This is a genomic window from Alcaligenes faecalis, assembly GCF_041521385.1.
Classification (GTDB): Bacteria; Pseudomonadota; Gammaproteobacteria; order Burkholderiales; family Burkholderiaceae_B; genus Alcaligenes; species Alcaligenes faecalis_E.
This window is the reverse complement of sequence record NZ_CP168006.1, coordinates 1,329,118-1,345,865: the sequence shown is the minus strand read 5'-3', so window position 1 is coordinate 1,345,865 and position 16,748 is coordinate 1,329,118. Positions and strand designations below refer to the sequence as shown.

The following is a 16,748-nucleotide window of genomic DNA, read 5'->3' as shown; positions in this document are numbered from 1 at the left end:
CGCACTATGCCAAAGCGTTCAGACTTAAAAAGCATTCTTATCATTGGCGCAGGCCCGATCATCATTGGTCAGGCTTGTGAATTCGACTACTCGGGAGCCCAGGCATGTAAAGCCCTGAAGGCCGAGGGTTACCGGACTGTACTGGTCAACAGCAACCCGGCCACCATCATGACGGACCCGGATACGGCCGACGTCACCTACATCGAGCCCATCACCTGGCAAGCTGTCGAGAAAATCATTGAAAAAGAGCGTCCCGATGCGCTCTTGCCCACCATGGGTGGTCAAACCGCGCTGAACTGCGCCCTGGACCTGGCCAAGCATGGCGTGCTGGAAAAATTTGGTGTTGAGCTGATCGGAGCCAACGCCGACGCTATTGAAAAAGCCGAAGACCGCCTGAAGTTCAAGGACGCCATGACCTCCATCGGTCTGGAGTCTGCCAAGTCCGGCGTGGCTCACTCCATGGACGAGGCCTGGGCCGTTCAAAAGCGTATTGCTGAAGAAATCGGTACGGCTGGTTTCCCTGTCGTGATTCGCCCCAGCTTCACGCTGGGCGGCACGGGCGGCGGTATTGCCTACAACCCTGAAGAATTTGAAACCATCTGCCGTCGTGGTCTGGAAGCATCGCCGACCAACGAACTGCTGATTGAAGAATCCCTGCTGGGCTGGAAAGAGTTTGAAATGGAAGTGGTGCGTGACCGCGCCGACAACTGCATCATTGTGTGCTCCATTGAAAACCTGGACCCCATGGGTGTGCACACCGGTGACTCCATCACCGTGGCTCCTGCCCAAACCCTGACCGACCGCGAATACCAGATCATGCGTAATGCCTCGATCGCCGTATTGCGTGAAATCGGTGTGGATACCGGTGGCTCGAACGTACAGTTCGCGGTGAACCCCCATAACGGCCGCATGATCGTTATCGAAATGAACCCGCGCGTGTCCCGTTCCTCGGCTCTGGCTTCCAAAGCCACGGGTTTCCCTATCGCCAAGATCGCTGCGCGTCTGGCCGTGGGTTACACCCTGGACGAGCTGCTGAACGAAATCACCGGCGGTGCGACCCCCGCTTCCTTCGAGCCCACCATCGACTACGTGGTCACCAAAGTGCCACGTTTCGCCTTCGAAAAATTCCCCCAGGCCGACTCGCGCCTGACCACCCAGATGAAGTCCGTGGGTGAAGTGATGGCCATTGGCCGCACTTTCCAGGAATCCTTCCAGAAAGCCCTGCGTGGTTTGGAAGTGGGTGTGGATGGTCTGAACCAGAAAACCACCGACCGCGAAAAACTGCAGGTTGAGCTGGGCGAACCTGGCCCAGAACGTATCTGGTACGTGGGCGATGCCTTCGCTCAAGGCCTGACCCTGGACGAAGTTCACAACCTGACCAAGATCGACCCCTGGTTCCTGGCCCAGATCAAAGAGATCGTGGACATTGAACTGGCTCTGGAACAAAAGACGCTGGCCGATCTGGACCGCGACACCTTGTTCGGTCTGAAGCGTCGTGGTTTCTCCGATCGCCGTCTGGCTTTCTTGCTGGACACCGTGGAATCGGAGGTGCGCAAGCTGCGTCACCAGTTGAACGTGCGTCCTGTCTACAAGCGTGTGGACACCTGCGCGGCCGAATTCTCCACTGATACGGCCTATATGTACTCAACCTACGAGGAAGAGTGCGAATCCAACCCTTCGGACAAGAAAAAGATCATTGTTCTGGGTGGTGGTCCTAACCGTATTGGTCAGGGTATCGAGTTTGACTACTGCTGCGTGCACGCTGCGCTGGCATTGCGCGAAGATGGTTACGAAACCATCATGGTCAACTGCAACCCCGAAACCGTTTCTACCGACTACGACACGTCTGACCGTCTGTACTTTGAGCCTCTGACACTGGAAGACGTGCTGGAAATCGTCCACATCGAAAAACCAGTGGGCACCATCGTTCAGTACGGTGGCCAGACGCCTCTGAAATTGGCCCGTGCCTTGGAAGCCAATGGTGTACCTATCATCGGCACCAGCCCTGAGTCCATTGACGTGGCTGAAGACCGTGAGCGTTTCCAGAAACTGCTGAACAAGCTGGGCTTGCGTCAGCCGCCAAACCGTACCGCTCGCACCGAAGGCGAAGCGATCGCTCTGGCTGCCGAAATCGGTTACCCGCTGGTGGTGCGCCCAAGCTACGTGCTGGGTGGCCGTGCCATGGAAATCGTGCATGAACAACAAGACCTGGAACGCTACATGCGCGAAGCGGTTAAGGTCAGCAATGACTCACCCGTACTGCTGGATCACTTCCTGAACAACGCGACGGAAGTGGACGTGGACTGCCTGGCCGATGGCGAGCGCGTCTTTGTGGGCGGTGTGATGCAACACATCGAGCAGGCTGGTGTTCACTCCGGTGACTCGGCTTGCAGCTTGCCACCTTATTCGCTCAGCGATGAAACCGTTGCGGAAATCAAGCGCCAGACCGCACTGATGGCCAAGGCTCTGAATGTAAAGGGCTTGATGAACGTGCAGTTCGCCATTCAGGGCGGCGATGTGTATGTGCTGGAGGTGAACCCACGCGCGTCGCGTACCGTGCCATTTGTCTCCAAGGCAACGGGTTTGCAACTGGCCAAGATTGCTGCTCGTGCCATGGCAGGGCAGACTCTGGCCCAGCAAGGCATTACCGAAGAAGTCACGCCGTCTTACTACAGCGTGAAAGAGGCCGTCTTCCCCTTCGTGAAGTTCCCGGGCGTGGACACGATTCTGGGCCCTGAGATGAAGTCCACCGGCGAAGTCATGGGTGTGGGCACCTCGTTTGCTGAAGCTTTCGTGAAGTCGCAGATGGCTGCCAGCGTCACCTTGCCGGAAGGGGGCTTGGCCTTCATCAGTGTGCGTGCTCAAGATAAACCGCAAGCGGTGGAAGTGGCTCGTGGTTTGATCTCACTGGGCTTTAAGGTTGTGGCCACCCGTGGTACCGCCAGCGCCATTGAACAGGCCGGTCTGGCTGTGCAAGTGGTGAACAAGGTGACCGAAGGTCGTCCGCACATTGTGGACATGATCAAGAATGGCGAAGTGTCTCTGGTCATCAATACGGTTGAAGAGCGTCGCAACGCGATCGTCGATTCGCGTACAATCCGTACACATGCGCTGGCTGCCAATCTGGCCTACTACACCACTATTGCCGGTGCGGTAGCGGCGGTACAAGGTCTGCAGTATTTGCGTCATGGTGATGGCTTGAAGGTTTACGCGGTTCAAGAGCTGCACGCTCTGCTGGCGAAATCGTAAGTCGCTCCATGTCAGAAAGGCGCACCGTTAAGGTGCGCCTTTTTTTATTCTTGTATCAGACAAGGCCAAGCCCTTGTATCGGGGCAGCACGCAGGCCAAGCCTTGCACAGTGCAGAAGTTTTCTTCATTGGAGATCATGTCGTGAAATGGTTCATTCTTGCCTTGTTTATTGTGTGCACAATTATTGTGCACTTCAGGGGTCGAGTCAGGCACCGGTTTTCTCGCCAGTTGCTGGATCATTCCACGTTCACGGCCCCTCTTAATGTCTTTATGTACGGTTTTTCAGCCGTACCGAACAAGCCGTATCTGGATCTGAAGCACTTTCCCGAGCTGAACAAGCTGCTGGAGCACTGCGATGAAATCCGTGCCGAGGCCGAGCAATTGTTTGGTGAAGGCCATATCAAGGCTTCGGACAAGTACAACGATGCAGGCTTTAACTCTTTTTTCAAAACCGGCTGGACGCGTTTTTACCTGAAGTGGTATGACGCCGACCACCCGTCGGCCCGTGAGCTGTGCCCGGTGACAACTCGGCTGCTTAAGGACATTCCGTCGATCAAGGCGGCCATGTTCACCTCCTTGCCGCCGGGAGCCCGTTTGCCGCGCCACCGCGACCCTTATGCGGGTTCACTGCGCTTTCACATGGGGCTGATGACGCCCAATAGTCCAGATTGCTATATCGAAGTGGATGGCCAGCGTTATCACTGGCGTGATGGCGAAGCCGTGGTGTTTGATGAAACCTTTATTCATTACGCCGAAAACAAGACTGATCAGAACCGCATCATCCTGTTTGCCGACGTAGAGCGTCCCATGCGTTACCGTTGGGCGCAGGCCATTAACCATGCGGTGGGTGGTTTCTTGCTGCGTGCGGCAGCCGCTCCCAACCAGGAAGGCGACCGTACCGGCGGTATCAATCGTATTTTCGGTACGGTTTATGCGGTGCGTCGTTTCGGCAAGGCGATCAAGAGAAAGAACGAAACCCTGTACTACATCCTCAAATGGCTGCTGGTGCTGGGTATTGCTGCCTTGATTTTCCTGTAAAAAGCAGGCAAAGATGCAAACGGTCTTTATCACGGGTGCCAGCAGCGGTTTAGGTAGAGCGTTGGCCCAGGAGTACGCGGCTCAAGGCGCCTGCCTGGGTTTGTTGGGGCGGCGTCAGGACGAACTCCAGGCGCTGGCCGACAGCTTGCCCGGTGAGCACCGTATCTATGTGGTGGATGTCCGCGACAGAGACGCCCTGCATCAGGCTGCTCAGGATTTTTTGCGGTTCACAGGCCAAAAGATTGATGTGGTCATTGCCAGTGCGGGGATCAGTGTCGGCACCTTGACGGAAGAAACTGAGGATTTCGCCGTTTTCAAAGCCATTGTGGAGACGAATCTGTTGGCCATGGTAGCGACCTTTGAGCCCTTTATCAGCACGATGAAAGCGGCGGGCAAGGGTTCATTGGTAGGGATTGCCAGTGTGGCGGGGATACGTGGCTTGCCCGGTGCAGGTGCTTACAGCAGTTCCAAGGCGGCGGTCATTGCGTATTGCGAGAGCTTGCGCCTGGAACTATCGGTTCACGGCGTGTCCGTTGTCACCATTACTCCCGGCTATATCCGTACGGCCATGACGGCGCATAATCCGTATTCCATGCCGTTTTTGATGCCTGCCGAGGACTTTGCCCGCAAGGCCCGCAAAACAATAGAGCAGGGCGTGTCCTATCGGGTCATTCCCTGGCCAATGGGCATTGTGTCCCGTCTGATGCGTTTGCTGCCAAACTGGCTGTACGACCGTTTGGCCCGTGGGGCACCTCGTAAGCCACGATTGAATAAAAAATAGCTGATCCTCTTTTCTGTAGCTGGTTTTTGAGGCCTTTATTGGCCTCATCGTGGTTTGAAAGGGAGGCTATGTTTTTCTGACCGCAACCGCAATAGTGCCTGTGGCTATCCTTGGTAAGGGGCCATCGCTATTGTAAGGAAGATGGTTGCGGACGTGGAGCTGGTCTGATTCTGGCTATGTATGGCTTAGGTTTGCTCGTCCAGTGCCGTATTCAGATGCGGCAACTGGCCCCATAAGGTACAGCGCCAGTTCAAGTCTGCATCAATGTTGAAGAAATTCAGGCTGGTATTAAGAATTGCTTGGGTGCGCTTGGCATTCAGTGCTTGTTGGTTCAGCTTGCGCCAGACCATATCAATAACGCCACCATGTGCAAACACCAGTAGGCTCTTGCCAGCATGCGCCTGGGCCAGTCCTTCAAAACACCCCAGTACCCGAGTCTGGAACTGGCGTAGCGACTCACCACCTGCTACGGTGTAGTCGATATCCACCGTATCGTCTGGCTGATCCGGGCCATGGCGTCCCGCCGCATCCCATGCCTGGCCCTCCAGTGTCCCAAAGCCGCGCTCGCGCAGTCCCTGGATTTGCTGAATTTCAATATCCCAGTGCTGACAAGCTATCGCCGCCGTCTCCGAGGCGCGCTGCAGGTCACTGCTGAAGATGGCGTCCACAGGCAGGTGAAATGCCGGGGAATTAAGGTGGCTTTGCAGGGCACGGGCCTGCTCACGGCCTGTCTCGTTCAGCTCTATATCCTGCCAGCCCTGTAAACGGCGTACGGCGTTCCAGGCGGTTTCACCATGGCGGATCAGACAAATAGACGTACTCATGCTGGCGTAATCACTTTGCTAGGGGATCGGACTGCCAAAGGCAGGCTGATTGTCTATTGTAATGGGCCAGTCAAGCACAGGCAGATAGAGGGGATATATACCGCATATAGCGTGAGCATCGACGCCAAATAGTGCTTGAAACCTCGATTGGCCAGATCCATGTTGGGGTTTACCGCGTACCGCCTTATTTTCAGGTGCCTTGTTGAGTCTTTCACGTTTAAAATCATGCCTCAACGAATTGGCCAGTCTCTTGCAGGAGTGCTGCGTCCACGTATAACGAATTGCGCTGTATTTCTTTATTCCTTTTCTGGAACCCCTATGTCTCAGTCTTACTTCCCGCGTTGGCGCCGTGTGTCCGGCAGCGAACCCGACGCGGTCGTGCAGCCCGACGAGTGTTTGGCCACGCCGCAAAATATTGCTATGGGTGCTCAGCACGTGGTGGCCATGTTTGGCTCCACCATTCTGGCTCCCTTGTTGATGGGCTTTGATCCCAATCTGGCCATCTTGATGTCCGGTGTCGGTACGCTGATTTTCTTTGTGTTTGTCGGTGGCCGGGTTCCCAGCTACCTGGGCTCCAGCTTTGCGTTTATTGGCGGTGTGATTGCCGTTACCGGTTATGCCGGCAGCGGCCCCAATCCCAATATTGGTGTGGCCTTGGGGGCCATTATTATCTGTGGCCTGGTCTATACGCTGATCGGTATTCTGGTCTGGGTGTTCAATGCCCGAACCCAGGGTGGAGCAGCACGTTTGATCAACCACTGGATGCCTCCTGTTGTGACCGGCTCGATCGTGGCGGTGATTGGTCTGAATCTGGCACCCATCGCTGCCAAGGGCGCCATGGGTAGCGGTACCTTCGATTCCATGATGGCCTTGATGACCGTGCTGTGTGTGGGTGGAATTGCGGTCTATACCCGTGGGCTTGCCCAGCGCCTGCTGATTCTGGTGGGTCTGGCACTGGCTTGCGTGCTGTACTGGGTGTTCACCAATGTGATGGGCTACGGTACGCCGATCAACTTTGCTCCCGTTGCCGAGGCCGCCTGGCTGGGGTTGCCCAGTTTTTCGGCCCCTGTCTTCCAGGCCCATGCCATGACGGTGATTGTGCCGGTTGCCATTATTCTGGTGGCCGAGAATCTGGGTCACATCAAGGCGGTTAGTGCCATGACAGGCAAGGATCTGGATGGCTATCTGGGGCGTGCCTTCGTGGGGGATGGCGTGGCGACCATGCTGTCCGGCTCCGTAGGCGGCACGGGTGTAACGACTTACGCTGAGAATATCGGCGTGATGGCCGCTACCCGTATCTACTCCACGCTGGTGTTTGCCTTTGCGGCCGTGATTGCGATTTTCCTGGGCTTCTCGCCCAAGTTTGGAGCCGTCATCCAGTCCATTCCCGGCCCTGTGCTCGGTGGCATGTCCATCGTTGTGTTTGGCTTGATTGCGATTGCCGGTGCCCGTATCTGGGTAGTGAACCAGGTGGATTTCAGCGACAACCGCAATTTGCTGGTCGCTGCCGTCACCTTGATTCTGGGGGCTGGTAACTTCTCCTTGCAGTTTGGCGTTATCCGTCTGGATGGTATCGGTTGTGCCACCTTTGGTGCTATTTTGTTGCATGCTTTGCTACGAGGCCGTCGCCAGAACATGGTGTAGTCGTCCCACGGCGGATCAAAGCGGGCTCAGGCCGGGCAGGAGTGATGGCTCGTCTGCCAGCGGCCTTTGCGACGGCTCGTTATAAACCGTCACCCTTGTAAGCTCTGTTTTTATGTACAGGGGTTACAGGGGCTTGCTATTTTCAGGCAGTTTGCCGACAATAGATCTCACACCCCGGTTCTTCGCGGGGTTTTTTTCTGCCACAGAATTTCACTGTGTCGGAAAAGCCATATTGGGGCAGCCGGCAGGTTTGGCTTGAGCAGTGTGTTGGAATGTACGCTGTAGGGTCAGCAGGACTTTCAAGTCAGCCGATTCAACCTGTTTGATTGTTTGCCCCATCATCGTTATCCCCCTATCTTCCAGGCGCTCCCGCTACGGAGCGTCTTTTACTTGTTAAGCAGGAATACTATGTCTGCGATCCCATTGACTGCGCAGGGCGCACAACGTTTGCAAGTCGAATTACACCGCCTCAAGACGGTGGAACGCCCAGATGTAATTAACGCTATCGCCGAGGCGCGAGCACAAGGCGATTTGTCCGAAAACGCCGAGTACGACGCCGCGCGTGAGCGTCAGGGCTTTATCGAAGGCCGGATTGCCGAGCTGGAAGGCACTTTGTCCAATGCCCAGATCATCGAACCGGCTGCGCTACAGGCTGATGGCCGCATCGTGTTTGGTGCGACGGTTGAAATCGAGGACCTGGAGTCCGGCAACACCGTGACCTACCAGATCGTGGGCGATGTTGAAGCTGACATCCGTGCCAACAAGATCTCTATCTCCAGCCCTGTGGCTCGTGCCCTGATTGGCAAGAGCGAGGGCGATGTCGTCGAGGTCAAGGCGCCCGCCGGTATTCGTGAATACGAAATCCTGACGATCAATTACGTTTGATCTGGCCTTTGACAGCCGGTTTGTCCGGCTGTTGATTCGAGCGCGCAAAAGAAAGGCCCCTGCACATTGTGCGGGGGCCTTATAATTTACGGCAGTTTAGCGTTTGCCCGAGCCGCCCAGTCCGCGACGGGCGCCGGCCCGCAGGGACATGGCGCTGCCAGGACGGTTGGTGTTGCTACGGGGCGCGGCAGCGGGTTTGACTGCCGAGAATTTTTGAACGCTGCGTGGTGCGGCCGAGGCTTTTTTCTCTTGGGTGCTGCTGCGTTCAGCTTGCATTTCCGCACGGCGAGCACGTTCTGTTTTGCGCGTACGCTGCACACCGGAAGCGGCCAGTTTCTTGGGCGTGTAAGGCTCCGAGGGTTTGCGCACCGCACGGGTCGGTTTTTCAACAGGCGCTCCCAAAACAGGGGGGCGTTCGATATTGGGTCTGTAGATAGTCAGGATTTTGCCCAGATGATGAATAGGGGCAGCATCGAGCGCATCGCAGATTTGTTCTAACATGGTCAGACGAGCCTGACGGTCATCACCGGCCACACGGATCTTGATGAGCTGGTGAGCCTGCAGGTGGACGGTGATCTCTTTGATCACGGCGTCGGTCAGGCCATTGTCTCCAATCAGGACAACTGGGCGCAGAGCGTGAGCAGCAGCACGAAGTTCGCTGCGCTCATGAGGTGTAAGGTTGAGTTTTGGCATAAAGAGATTGTACGGGAATGGCCAAGAAAAAATTCTCTAAAGAGTGGGTTCAGCAGCACATAAATGACCCTTACGTCAAATTGGCGCAACAAAAGGGGTATCGCGCGCGCGCGGCCTTCAAACTCAGTGAAATACTGGATCTGGAGAAGATTCAGGTTCAGGGCAAAGTGGTGGTGGACCTGGGGTCAACACCGGGTAGCTGGTCGCAACTGATACGTGAACGCATGGTCGGTTCCGGTGGCGTGCTCAATGGTCGCATTATCGCACTGGATATATTGGAAATGGAACCAATTGCCGGGGTAGAGTTCATGCAAGGCGACTTTCGTGAGGACTCCGTACTGGAACAATTGCAAGATTCCTTAAAAGGTGCCGCCGTAGACCTTGTGATTTCGGATATGGCCCCCAACTTGTCGGGTGTGGCATCGGCCGATTCCGCCCGCATTCAGCATCTATGCGAGCTGGCACAGGAATTTGCCCTGCAGCATCTGACCGATGAAGGGGTATTGATTGTCAAAGCCTTCCACGGCAGCGGGTTTTCCCAGATCGTGGAGTCTTTCAAGCAGAATTTTGTCAGAGTCGTCGAGCGTAAACCCAAGGCTTCGCGTGATAAATCATCCGAAACCTTTCTCGTTGCCCGGGGCTTGAAGCGCAGGTAATTTATGACTTGCCGGTCTTCGAATCGGGTAGAATGAACTATGTATGGCGCTTGTTCAGGTATGTGTAAGCATATGGAGCAAGTTATCGCAATCGCAGGAGATTGGCTTTGAACAATTCGTTTTCCAAAGTCGCGATCTGGATGGTTATTGCGCTGGTGCTGTTTACTGTTTTCAAGCAGTTTGACGGCCGGCCACCAGCCACTGATGGCGTCACTTATACACAATTCATGAATGATGCCCGTTCTGGTCGCATCAGCAAGGTAGATATTCAGGGTGATACCCTGCATGTCACGCCGGACTCTGGTCGCAGCTACACGCTGACCTCCCCCGGTGACCTGTGGATGGTGCCTGAACTGGTGAAATCCGGGGTACAGGTATCGGGCAAAGCCCGCGAAGAGCCTTCCTTCCTGACCAGCCTGTTCATCTCCTGGTTCCCCATGCTGCTTTTGATTGGCGTTTGGGTGTTCTTCATGCGTCAGATGCAAGGTGGTGGCAAGGGCGGGGCATTTAGCTTTGGCAAGTCGCGTGCGCGCTTACTGGACGAAAATACCAACCCTGTCACGTTTGCAGATGTAGCTGGTTGCGATGAAGCCAAGGAAGATGTGCAGGAACTGGTGGATTTTCTGCGCGACCCCACTCGCTTTCAGCGTCTGGGTGGGCGTATCCCGCGCGGCATCTTGATGGTCGGTTCGCCCGGTACCGGTAAAACCTTGCTGGCCCGTGCCATTGCAGGTGAAGCGAAAGTGCCTTTCTTCAGCATTTCCGGTTCCGACTTCGTGGAAATGTTCGTGGGTGTGGGTGCTTCTCGTGTGCGTGACATGTTCGAGACCGCCAAGAAGCAATCGCCTTGCATCATCTTTATCGACGAAATCGATGCTGTGGGCCGTCAGCGTGGCGCAGGCCTGGGCGGTGGTAACGACGAACGCGAACAGACACTGAACCAGTTGCTGGTGGAAATGGACGGTTTTGAAACCGGCCAAGGCGTCTTGGTCATTGCCGCGACTAACCGTCCTGACGTACTGGATCCCGCTTTGTTGCGTCCTGGCCGTTTTGACCGTCAAGTGGTGGTGGGTTTGCCTGACATCCGTGGTCGCGAGCAGATTTTGAAAGTACACATGCGCAAAGTGCCTTTGGATGCCAACGTGGACGCCGTGGTGTTGGCTCGTGGTACACCGGGTTTCTCGGGGGCGGATCTGGCCAACCTGGTTAACGAAGCAGCCTTGTTCGCAGCGCGCCGTAACGGTCGCACTGTGGATATGCAGGACTTTGAGCGTGCCAAGGACAAGATCATCATGGGCGCAGAGCGCCGCACCATGATCATGCCCGAGGAAGAGCGTCGCAACACCGCGTACCACGAAGCCGGTCACGCGCTGGTCGCTTGCATGTTGCCGAAAACAGACCCGGTTCACAAAGTCACCATCATTCCTCGGGGTCGAGCCTTGGGTGTCACCATGCAATTGCCAGAAGGCGATCGCTACAGCATGGACAAAGAGCGGTTGCTGAACATGATTGCGGTTCTGTTTGGTGGCCGTATCGCTGAGGAAGTGTTCATGAATCAAATGACCACCGGTGCATCGAACGACTTTGAGCGTGCAACGCAAATTGCGCGTGACATCGTGACTCGCTACGGCATGACAGACTCCCTGGGGCCTGTTGTCTATGCCGAGAACGAAGGCGAGGTCTTTCTGGGCCGCAGCGTTACCAAAACAACGCACGTGTCCGAAGCCACCATGCAGAAAGTGGACTCCGAGATTCGCAAGATTATCGACGAGCAGTACGCCGTTGCTCGCAAGCTGATCGAGGACCATAGCGACAAGATGCATGCCATGGCCAAGGCTTTGCTGGAGTGGGAAACCATTGATGCCGACCAGATCGATGACATCATGAAAGGTTTGCCTCCACGGGCTCCGCATGTGCCCAACAGTAACGACGGCAATTCCTCTGACGGTTCTACACCCCCCACCGCTGGACCTAAACCAGCTGACGACGAGGGTGCCGCGGCGACAACGCCAGTTGCTTAACTTTCATAGGCTAAGCCTATTTCATGAACTACCCTGAGTGGTCTTGTGGGCGCTTCCAGTTTGGGCTGGAGCGCCCTTTGGTTATGGGGATTGTGAATGTCACCCCTGACTCCTTTTATGACGGCAATACTCATAATGATTTGCCTCGGGCGCTGGACCACGCCCGTCAGTTAATCGCCGAAGGCGCGGATATTCTTGATATTGGCGGTGAGTCCACTCGCCCCGGCGCCGAACCCGTTGCCCTGGAGCAAGAACTTGAGCGCGTTATCCCCCTGATTGAGAGCTTGCGCGACAGTGGGGTGGCTTTGTCGGTGGATACCTTCAAGCCGGAAGTCATGCGCGCCAGCCTGGCGGCCGGAGCAGACATGATCAACGACATTTATGCCTTGCGCATGCCTGGCGCCATAGAAGCGGTCAAGGATTCTCATTGCGGTCTGTGTGTCATGCACATGCAAGGCGAACCCAGAACCATGCAAGAGCAGGTTTACTACGATGATGTAGTCGTTGATGTACGTCATTTTTTGCAACAACGATGTGATGCCATAGTGAGCGCAGGCATTCAATCCAAGCGTATCATGCTGGATCCCGGTTTTGGCTTCGGTAAAACAGCGGCACATAATTATCAGTTGCTACGGGGTTTGCAACAGGCGGCAGTGCCTGGTTACCCCTGGCTCATCGGCTTGTCGCGCAAATCCATGATTGGCCATGTCACCGGAAAGCCCGCCAGTGAACGTTTGATTGGCAGTCTATCGGCAGCCCTTGCCTGTGTGGCGCGGGGCGCAAAAATTGTGCGCGTTCATGATGTAGCCGCCACGCGCGAGGCGCTGGATGTGTGGAACGCGGTTGAATGTGGAGTCTCTGAATGAGCGATCGTAAGTATTTCGGCACCGATGGTGTCCGTGGTGAAGTAGGTGGCCCGACTATTAATCCCGAGTTTGCCTTGCGCTTGGGGTACGCTGCCGGTCAAGTCCTGGCCGCCCAACATGAAGGGACAGGCCGTCCTACCGTCGTGATTGGCAAGGACACCCGTATTTCCGGTTATATGCTGGAATCGGCGTTGGAAGCGGGCTTGTCGGCTGCCGGGATTGACGTATTACTGGCGGGCCCTGTGCCTACCCCCGCCGTGGCTTATTTGACACGGACCTTGCGCCTGACAGCCGGTATCGTGATCTCTGCTTCGCACAACCCGTATTACGACAATGGCATCAAGTTTTTCTCCGCCCAAGGCACAAAGTTGCCTGACGAGATTGAACTGAAAATTGAGCAGGCTATTGACCAGCCCATGCATTGGGTGAAGTCCGAGTCCCTGGGCCGTGCGCGTCGCCTGGCCGACTCGGCTGGCCGTTACATTGAATTTTGCAAGAGTGCCTTTCCGAACGACTTGAACCTGAACGGGCTCAAGATCGTGGTGGATGCGGCTCATGGCGCTGCCTACAATATCGCCCCGCACGTGTTCCGCGAGCTGGGGGCAGAGGTGGTTGCTGTGGGGGTTCAACCTGATGGCTTCAACATCAATCAGGAAGTAGGCGCAACCTATCCCGAGAAGTTGGCCGAGGAAGTGCGCAAGCACCATGCGGATTTGGGTATTGCTCTGGACGGTGATGCGGACCGTCTGCAAATGGTCGATTCGCAGGGGCGGATCTACAATGGTGATGAACTATTGTATCTAATTGTTGCGGATCATCTGCGGTCTCAGCCAGTCAAGGGTGTGGTTGGCACCTTGATGACCAATCTGGGCTTCGAGAAGAAAATGCAGGAATTGGGCGTGGATTTTGCACGTGCCAAAGTGGGTGATCGCTACGTATTGGAATTGATGCAGCAAAAAGGTTGGGTCTTTGGTGGCGAAAGCTCAGGCCATCTGCTGTGCTTGGATTGGCACACTACAGGCGATGGCATTATTGCTGCTTTGCAAGTTCTGACCGCTCTGTGCCATAGCGGCAAGAGCTTGCCAGAACTTATGGAAGACTTGAAGATGTACCCGCAAATTATGGTCAATGTGCCGTTGCAGCCGGGTCAGGACTGGAAAAACCATGCAGGTTTGCAACAGGCAACCCAGGAAGTGGAGCAAATGTTGGGTGAACGTGGCCGAGTGCTTATTCGTGCGTCGGGGACGGAACCCAAGCTGCGCTTGATGGTAGAGGCTGAACAAGCCGATCTGGCTCAGGCCGGCATCGATACCCTGCTTGCAGTGGATTTAATGAAATAGTAATGTGGCTATCAAATACCTGAAACATTGTTTGTGCATGATGCACAAAAGTGTTTGGAGTCATCACGATGCTAAATCTTGAGCGCGAACGTACTGAAGTGGATTGGGGAAATACTTGGGCGGGGCATACTGTTGGAGGCTTGGCCTTGCGTCTGGCTCGTACCCAGGCGGAACTTGAATGCCTTCAGCGCCTGCGTTTTCAGGTCTTCACCCAGGAAATGAACGCCGTCTTTCCAGATCAGCATAATGGTCTGGATATAGATCGCTTTGACCCCTGGTGCGAGCATTTCATGGTTACCGAGCCGGGGGAGAACCGGGTGGTTGGGACCTACCGCTTGCTGACCCCGGAAAATGCAAGTAAGGCGGGTGGTTATTACTCGGAATCTGAATTTGATATCAGCGCTCTGGATGCGCTGCGTCCCAGCATGGTCGAAGTGGGGCGCTCCTGCATTCACCCTGACCATCGTAATGGTTCAGCCATCATGATGCTGTGGGGCGGTATTGCTGCTCTGACGCGTGTAGGTGGTTATCGCTACCTTCTGGGTTGCGCCAGCGTCAGCCTGCGCGATGATGGAGTCACAGCCGCCGAAGTCTGGCGTGTGGCCCAGAAATCTATGCGGGATAACAGGCATATCCCGCATGTTCAGCCTTTGAATCGTTACCCGGTTGAACGACTGAACAGCGATTTGCCCGCGCGTATTCCACCGCTGATCAAAGGCTATCTGAAGCTGGGTGCCACGATTTGTGGGGCACCTGCTTGGGATCCGGATTTCAATACGGCTGATTTCCCTGTTCTGCTGGATCTTGAGGCTATGGACGAGCGTTATAAACGCCATTTTGGTCTGGTCTGATTGCGTATTGTCCAGGCTTGACCAGGTCGGGTCAGAGTAAGGCCTGCCAATAAAAAGAACCCCCGAAAGTTGGATAGCTATCCAACTTTCGGGGGTTTTTTAGGTTTTGATAATCTGCTTGGCTCTGCTTGGTGTCGCTTAGCCAGTTCATGGCTCGGTCAGTTGGTGGGGAGTCACACAGCAGTCAAAGCGTCTGCCGGCCTGGGCCAGAGCGGCTGGAAGTTGGGTGTGTTGTTGTTCAACAGGCCGACCAAGCCTCTGCATGGCCAGTGAGCCTTGTTCAGACCAGCTCCAGGCTCAGGTCATTGATCTCGTTTTGCCAGGCTTGGACCTCGGCCAGCAAGGAGGCCTGGGTCAAGGGGTGGCTGGCCATCCATTCATGATCCAGATGGATCTGGACGGTTTTGCCCCGAGCCTGCAGGCTTAGCGGTAAGGTTTCTCTGTCTTCGCGACGGCGCATCAGCATGACCGCCAAGCGCAGGCTCAACAATGTCAGCCACCAGGTGTTATGGTTTTCAAAGCGTTTGAGTTTGCCCAGCTTGCCTTGATGGCCCAGACTAAGGAAACTGAGCAACATCTGATCGTCGTTGGAAAAACCGGGCATATCGGCGTGCTCCAGCACATAGGCAGTGTGCTTATGGTAGTCCGCATGAGCGATGCTCAGACCCACTTCGTGCAGATCTGCAGCCCAGCCTAACTGGCGCTCAAGCTCCTGCACTTCCGTTGTATCGGGCAGCTTCAGTTGTGCGAAGAACTGCATGGCGGCCTTGTGTACACGATGCGATTGACGTGTGTCGACCTGGTAGCGTTTCATCATTTGCTGCACGGTCTGGTCGCGCTGATCATGCTCGGATTCGCGACCCAGCATGTCGTACAGCACCCCGACTCGCAGTGCGCCTTCACCGGGCAGCATCTGGCGAATCTTCAGCTCTTGAAAGGCGGCCATCATAATGGCCAGCCCTGCTGCCAATACTGGCGCGCGATGAGGTTTGACGCCACTTAGATGGCGCATGTCCACCTTGCCGTCGTGTACCAGGCGTTTGCGCAACAGCTCCATGCCTTCCAGGGTGATGCCTTTTTTGGACATCCCATTTTCTTGCAAGATAGCAATGAGACCTTTGGCGGTACCGGAGGAGCCATAGGCTTCTTGCCAGCCGGTCTTGCGGTACTGGCGCGTAATGCCCTCCAGTTCGCGGCGGGCTGTCAGAATGGCATTGTTCATGCGCTCTTCGGTAATCACGCCATCGGCAAAAAATTTGTCGGTGTAGCTGACACAGCCCATGTACAAGGAGGACAGCAGCAGCGGTTTTAAACCCTTACCGATAATGACTTCGGTTGAACCACCGCCGATATCAATCATCAGACGGCGGTTGGGGGAGGGGGGCAGTTCGTTGCTGATGCCGGAGAAAATCAGACGGGCTTCCTCGTGGCCGGAGATGACCTCGATGGGAAAACCAAAGGCTGCCTCGGCAGCCGGCAAGACCTCGCTTAAATTGCGTGCCACCCGAAAGGTGTTGGTGGCCACGGCACGAACACGATTGGGGTGAAAACCGGCCAGACGTTCGTTAAAGCGTTTCAGGATGACGACGGCGCGCTCAATGGCATCGGGACTGATGTACTTGTCGGGGCCCATGCCGGCGGCAAGCCGGACAGATTCATTAAGGCGGTCAATGGTGTAGATCTGGGCATGACCGTTGTGCTGAACGACTCGTCCAATGGATAAACGAAAGCTGTTGGAGCCCAGGTCCACAGCGGCAAGAAGTTGTTCCATGAGGCATTGCTCGGGATGATTACTGTGCGATTATAAGGACATTAATCATGGGTTTTGTCCTGTAAACCGCAAAATTGAGAAAAGTCAGATCAAAAACCTCCTCAAAACGACTGTGTGCTCTTTGTAGCG

Annotated in this window: 13 protein-coding genes; 10 read left to right on the top strand and 3 right to left on the bottom strand. The window is 55.5% G+C overall.

Annotation, left to right across the window (positions count from 1 at the left end):
• Window positions 1-6: 6 nt before the first annotated feature.
• From carB to ACDI13_RS06045, 3 genes are all read left to right on the top strand, one after another.
• Window positions 7-3,249 carry a carbamoyl-phosphate synthase large subunit gene (gene carB / locus ACDI13_RS06055; protein ID WP_316990632.1) on the top strand — a complete coding sequence of 1,081 codons (3,243 nt, stop codon included), beginning with the start codon at window positions 7-9 and terminating at the stop codon, window positions 3,247-3,249.
• A 141-nt stretch (window positions 3,250-3,390) separates the two neighbouring features.
• The gene (gene lpxO, locus ACDI13_RS06050; RefSeq protein ID WP_316990631.1) at window positions 3,391-4,287 is read left to right on the top strand and encodes a lipid A hydroxylase LpxO; all 897 of its coding nucleotides are present in this window, start codon (window positions 3,391-3,393) and stop codon (window positions 4,285-4,287) included.
• A 13-nt stretch (window positions 4,288-4,300) separates the two neighbouring features.
• Window positions 4,301-5,068, top strand: a complete 768-nt coding sequence (locus ACDI13_RS06045; RefSeq protein WP_316990630.1) for an SDR family oxidoreductase — start codon at window positions 4,301-4,303, stop codon at window positions 5,066-5,068.
• 185 nt (window positions 5,069-5,253) lie between these two features.
• Here the strand turns inward: ACDI13_RS06045 and ACDI13_RS06040 are convergent, their stop codons facing one another.
• The gene (locus ACDI13_RS06040) at window positions 5,254-5,892 is read right to left on the bottom strand and encodes a histidine phosphatase family protein (protein WP_316990629.1); all 639 of its coding nucleotides are present in this window, start codon (window positions 5,890-5,892) and stop codon (window positions 5,254-5,256) included.
• A 318-nt stretch (window positions 5,893-6,210) separates the two neighbouring features.
• Here ACDI13_RS06040 and ACDI13_RS06035 point away from each other — a divergent pair, with 318 nt between their 5' ends.
• Together ACDI13_RS06035 and greA are read left to right on the top strand one after the other, a co-directional pair.
• Window positions 6,211-7,536 (top strand): solute carrier family 23 protein, encoded by a 1,326-nt coding sequence (locus ACDI13_RS06035; RefSeq protein WP_316990628.1) that lies wholly within the window; start codon window positions 6,211-6,213, stop codon window positions 7,534-7,536.
• Between the two features lie 408 nt (window positions 7,537-7,944).
• Window positions 7,945-8,421: a transcription elongation factor GreA gene (gene greA, locus ACDI13_RS06030; protein WP_153229308.1), complete on the top strand. Its 477-nt coding sequence runs from the start codon at window positions 7,945-7,947 to the stop codon at window positions 8,419-8,421.
• A 96-nt stretch (window positions 8,422-8,517) separates the two neighbouring features.
• Here greA and ACDI13_RS06025 read toward each other — a convergent pair whose 3' ends face one another.
• Window positions 8,518-9,114 carry a YhbY family RNA-binding protein gene (locus ACDI13_RS06025; protein WP_026485246.1) on the bottom strand — a complete coding sequence of 199 codons (597 nt, stop codon included), beginning with the start codon at window positions 9,112-9,114 and terminating at the stop codon, window positions 8,518-8,520.
• Window positions 9,115-9,131: 17 nt separating this feature from the next.
• Here ACDI13_RS06025 and ACDI13_RS06020 point away from each other — a divergent pair, with 17 nt between their 5' ends.
• The 5 genes from ACDI13_RS06020 (at window position 9,132) to ACDI13_RS06000 (ending at window position 14,848) form a co-directional block, all read left to right on the top strand.
• Window positions 9,132-9,770, top strand: a complete 639-nt coding sequence (locus ACDI13_RS06020; protein WP_316990627.1) for an RlmE family RNA methyltransferase — start codon at window positions 9,132-9,134, stop codon at window positions 9,768-9,770.
• Window positions 9,771-9,877: 107 nt separating this feature from the next.
• Window positions 9,878-11,791, top strand: a complete 1,914-nt coding sequence (gene ftsH / locus ACDI13_RS06015; protein WP_316990626.1) for an ATP-dependent zinc metalloprotease FtsH — start codon at window positions 9,878-9,880, stop codon at window positions 11,789-11,791.
• A 23-nt stretch (window positions 11,792-11,814) separates the two neighbouring features.
• Window positions 11,815-12,657 carry a dihydropteroate synthase gene (gene folP, locus ACDI13_RS06010; protein ID WP_316990625.1) on the top strand — a complete coding sequence of 281 codons (843 nt, stop codon included), beginning with the start codon at window positions 11,815-11,817 and terminating at the stop codon, window positions 12,655-12,657.
• A complete protein-coding gene (gene glmM, locus ACDI13_RS06005) occupies window positions 12,654-13,997 on the top strand; it encodes a phosphoglucosamine mutase (RefSeq protein ID WP_316990624.1) in 1,344 nt (447 codons plus the stop codon). The genes folP and glmM overlap by 4 nt, the downstream gene beginning before the upstream one ends.
• Window positions 13,998-14,065: 68 nt before the next feature.
• Window positions 14,066-14,848 (top strand): GNAT family N-acyltransferase, encoded by a 783-nt coding sequence (locus ACDI13_RS06000; RefSeq protein WP_316990623.1) that lies wholly within the window; start codon window positions 14,066-14,068, stop codon window positions 14,846-14,848.
• Window positions 14,849-15,128: 280 nt separating this feature from the next.
• On the opposite strand, the gene ACDI13_RS05995 is transcribed toward ACDI13_RS06000, so the two are convergent.
• Window positions 15,129-16,619 carry a Ppx/GppA phosphatase family protein gene (locus ACDI13_RS05995; RefSeq protein ID WP_316990622.1) on the bottom strand — a complete coding sequence of 497 codons (1,491 nt, stop codon included), beginning with the start codon at window positions 16,617-16,619 and terminating at the stop codon, window positions 15,129-15,131.
• Between the last annotated feature and the right edge of the window lie 129 nt (window positions 16,620-16,748).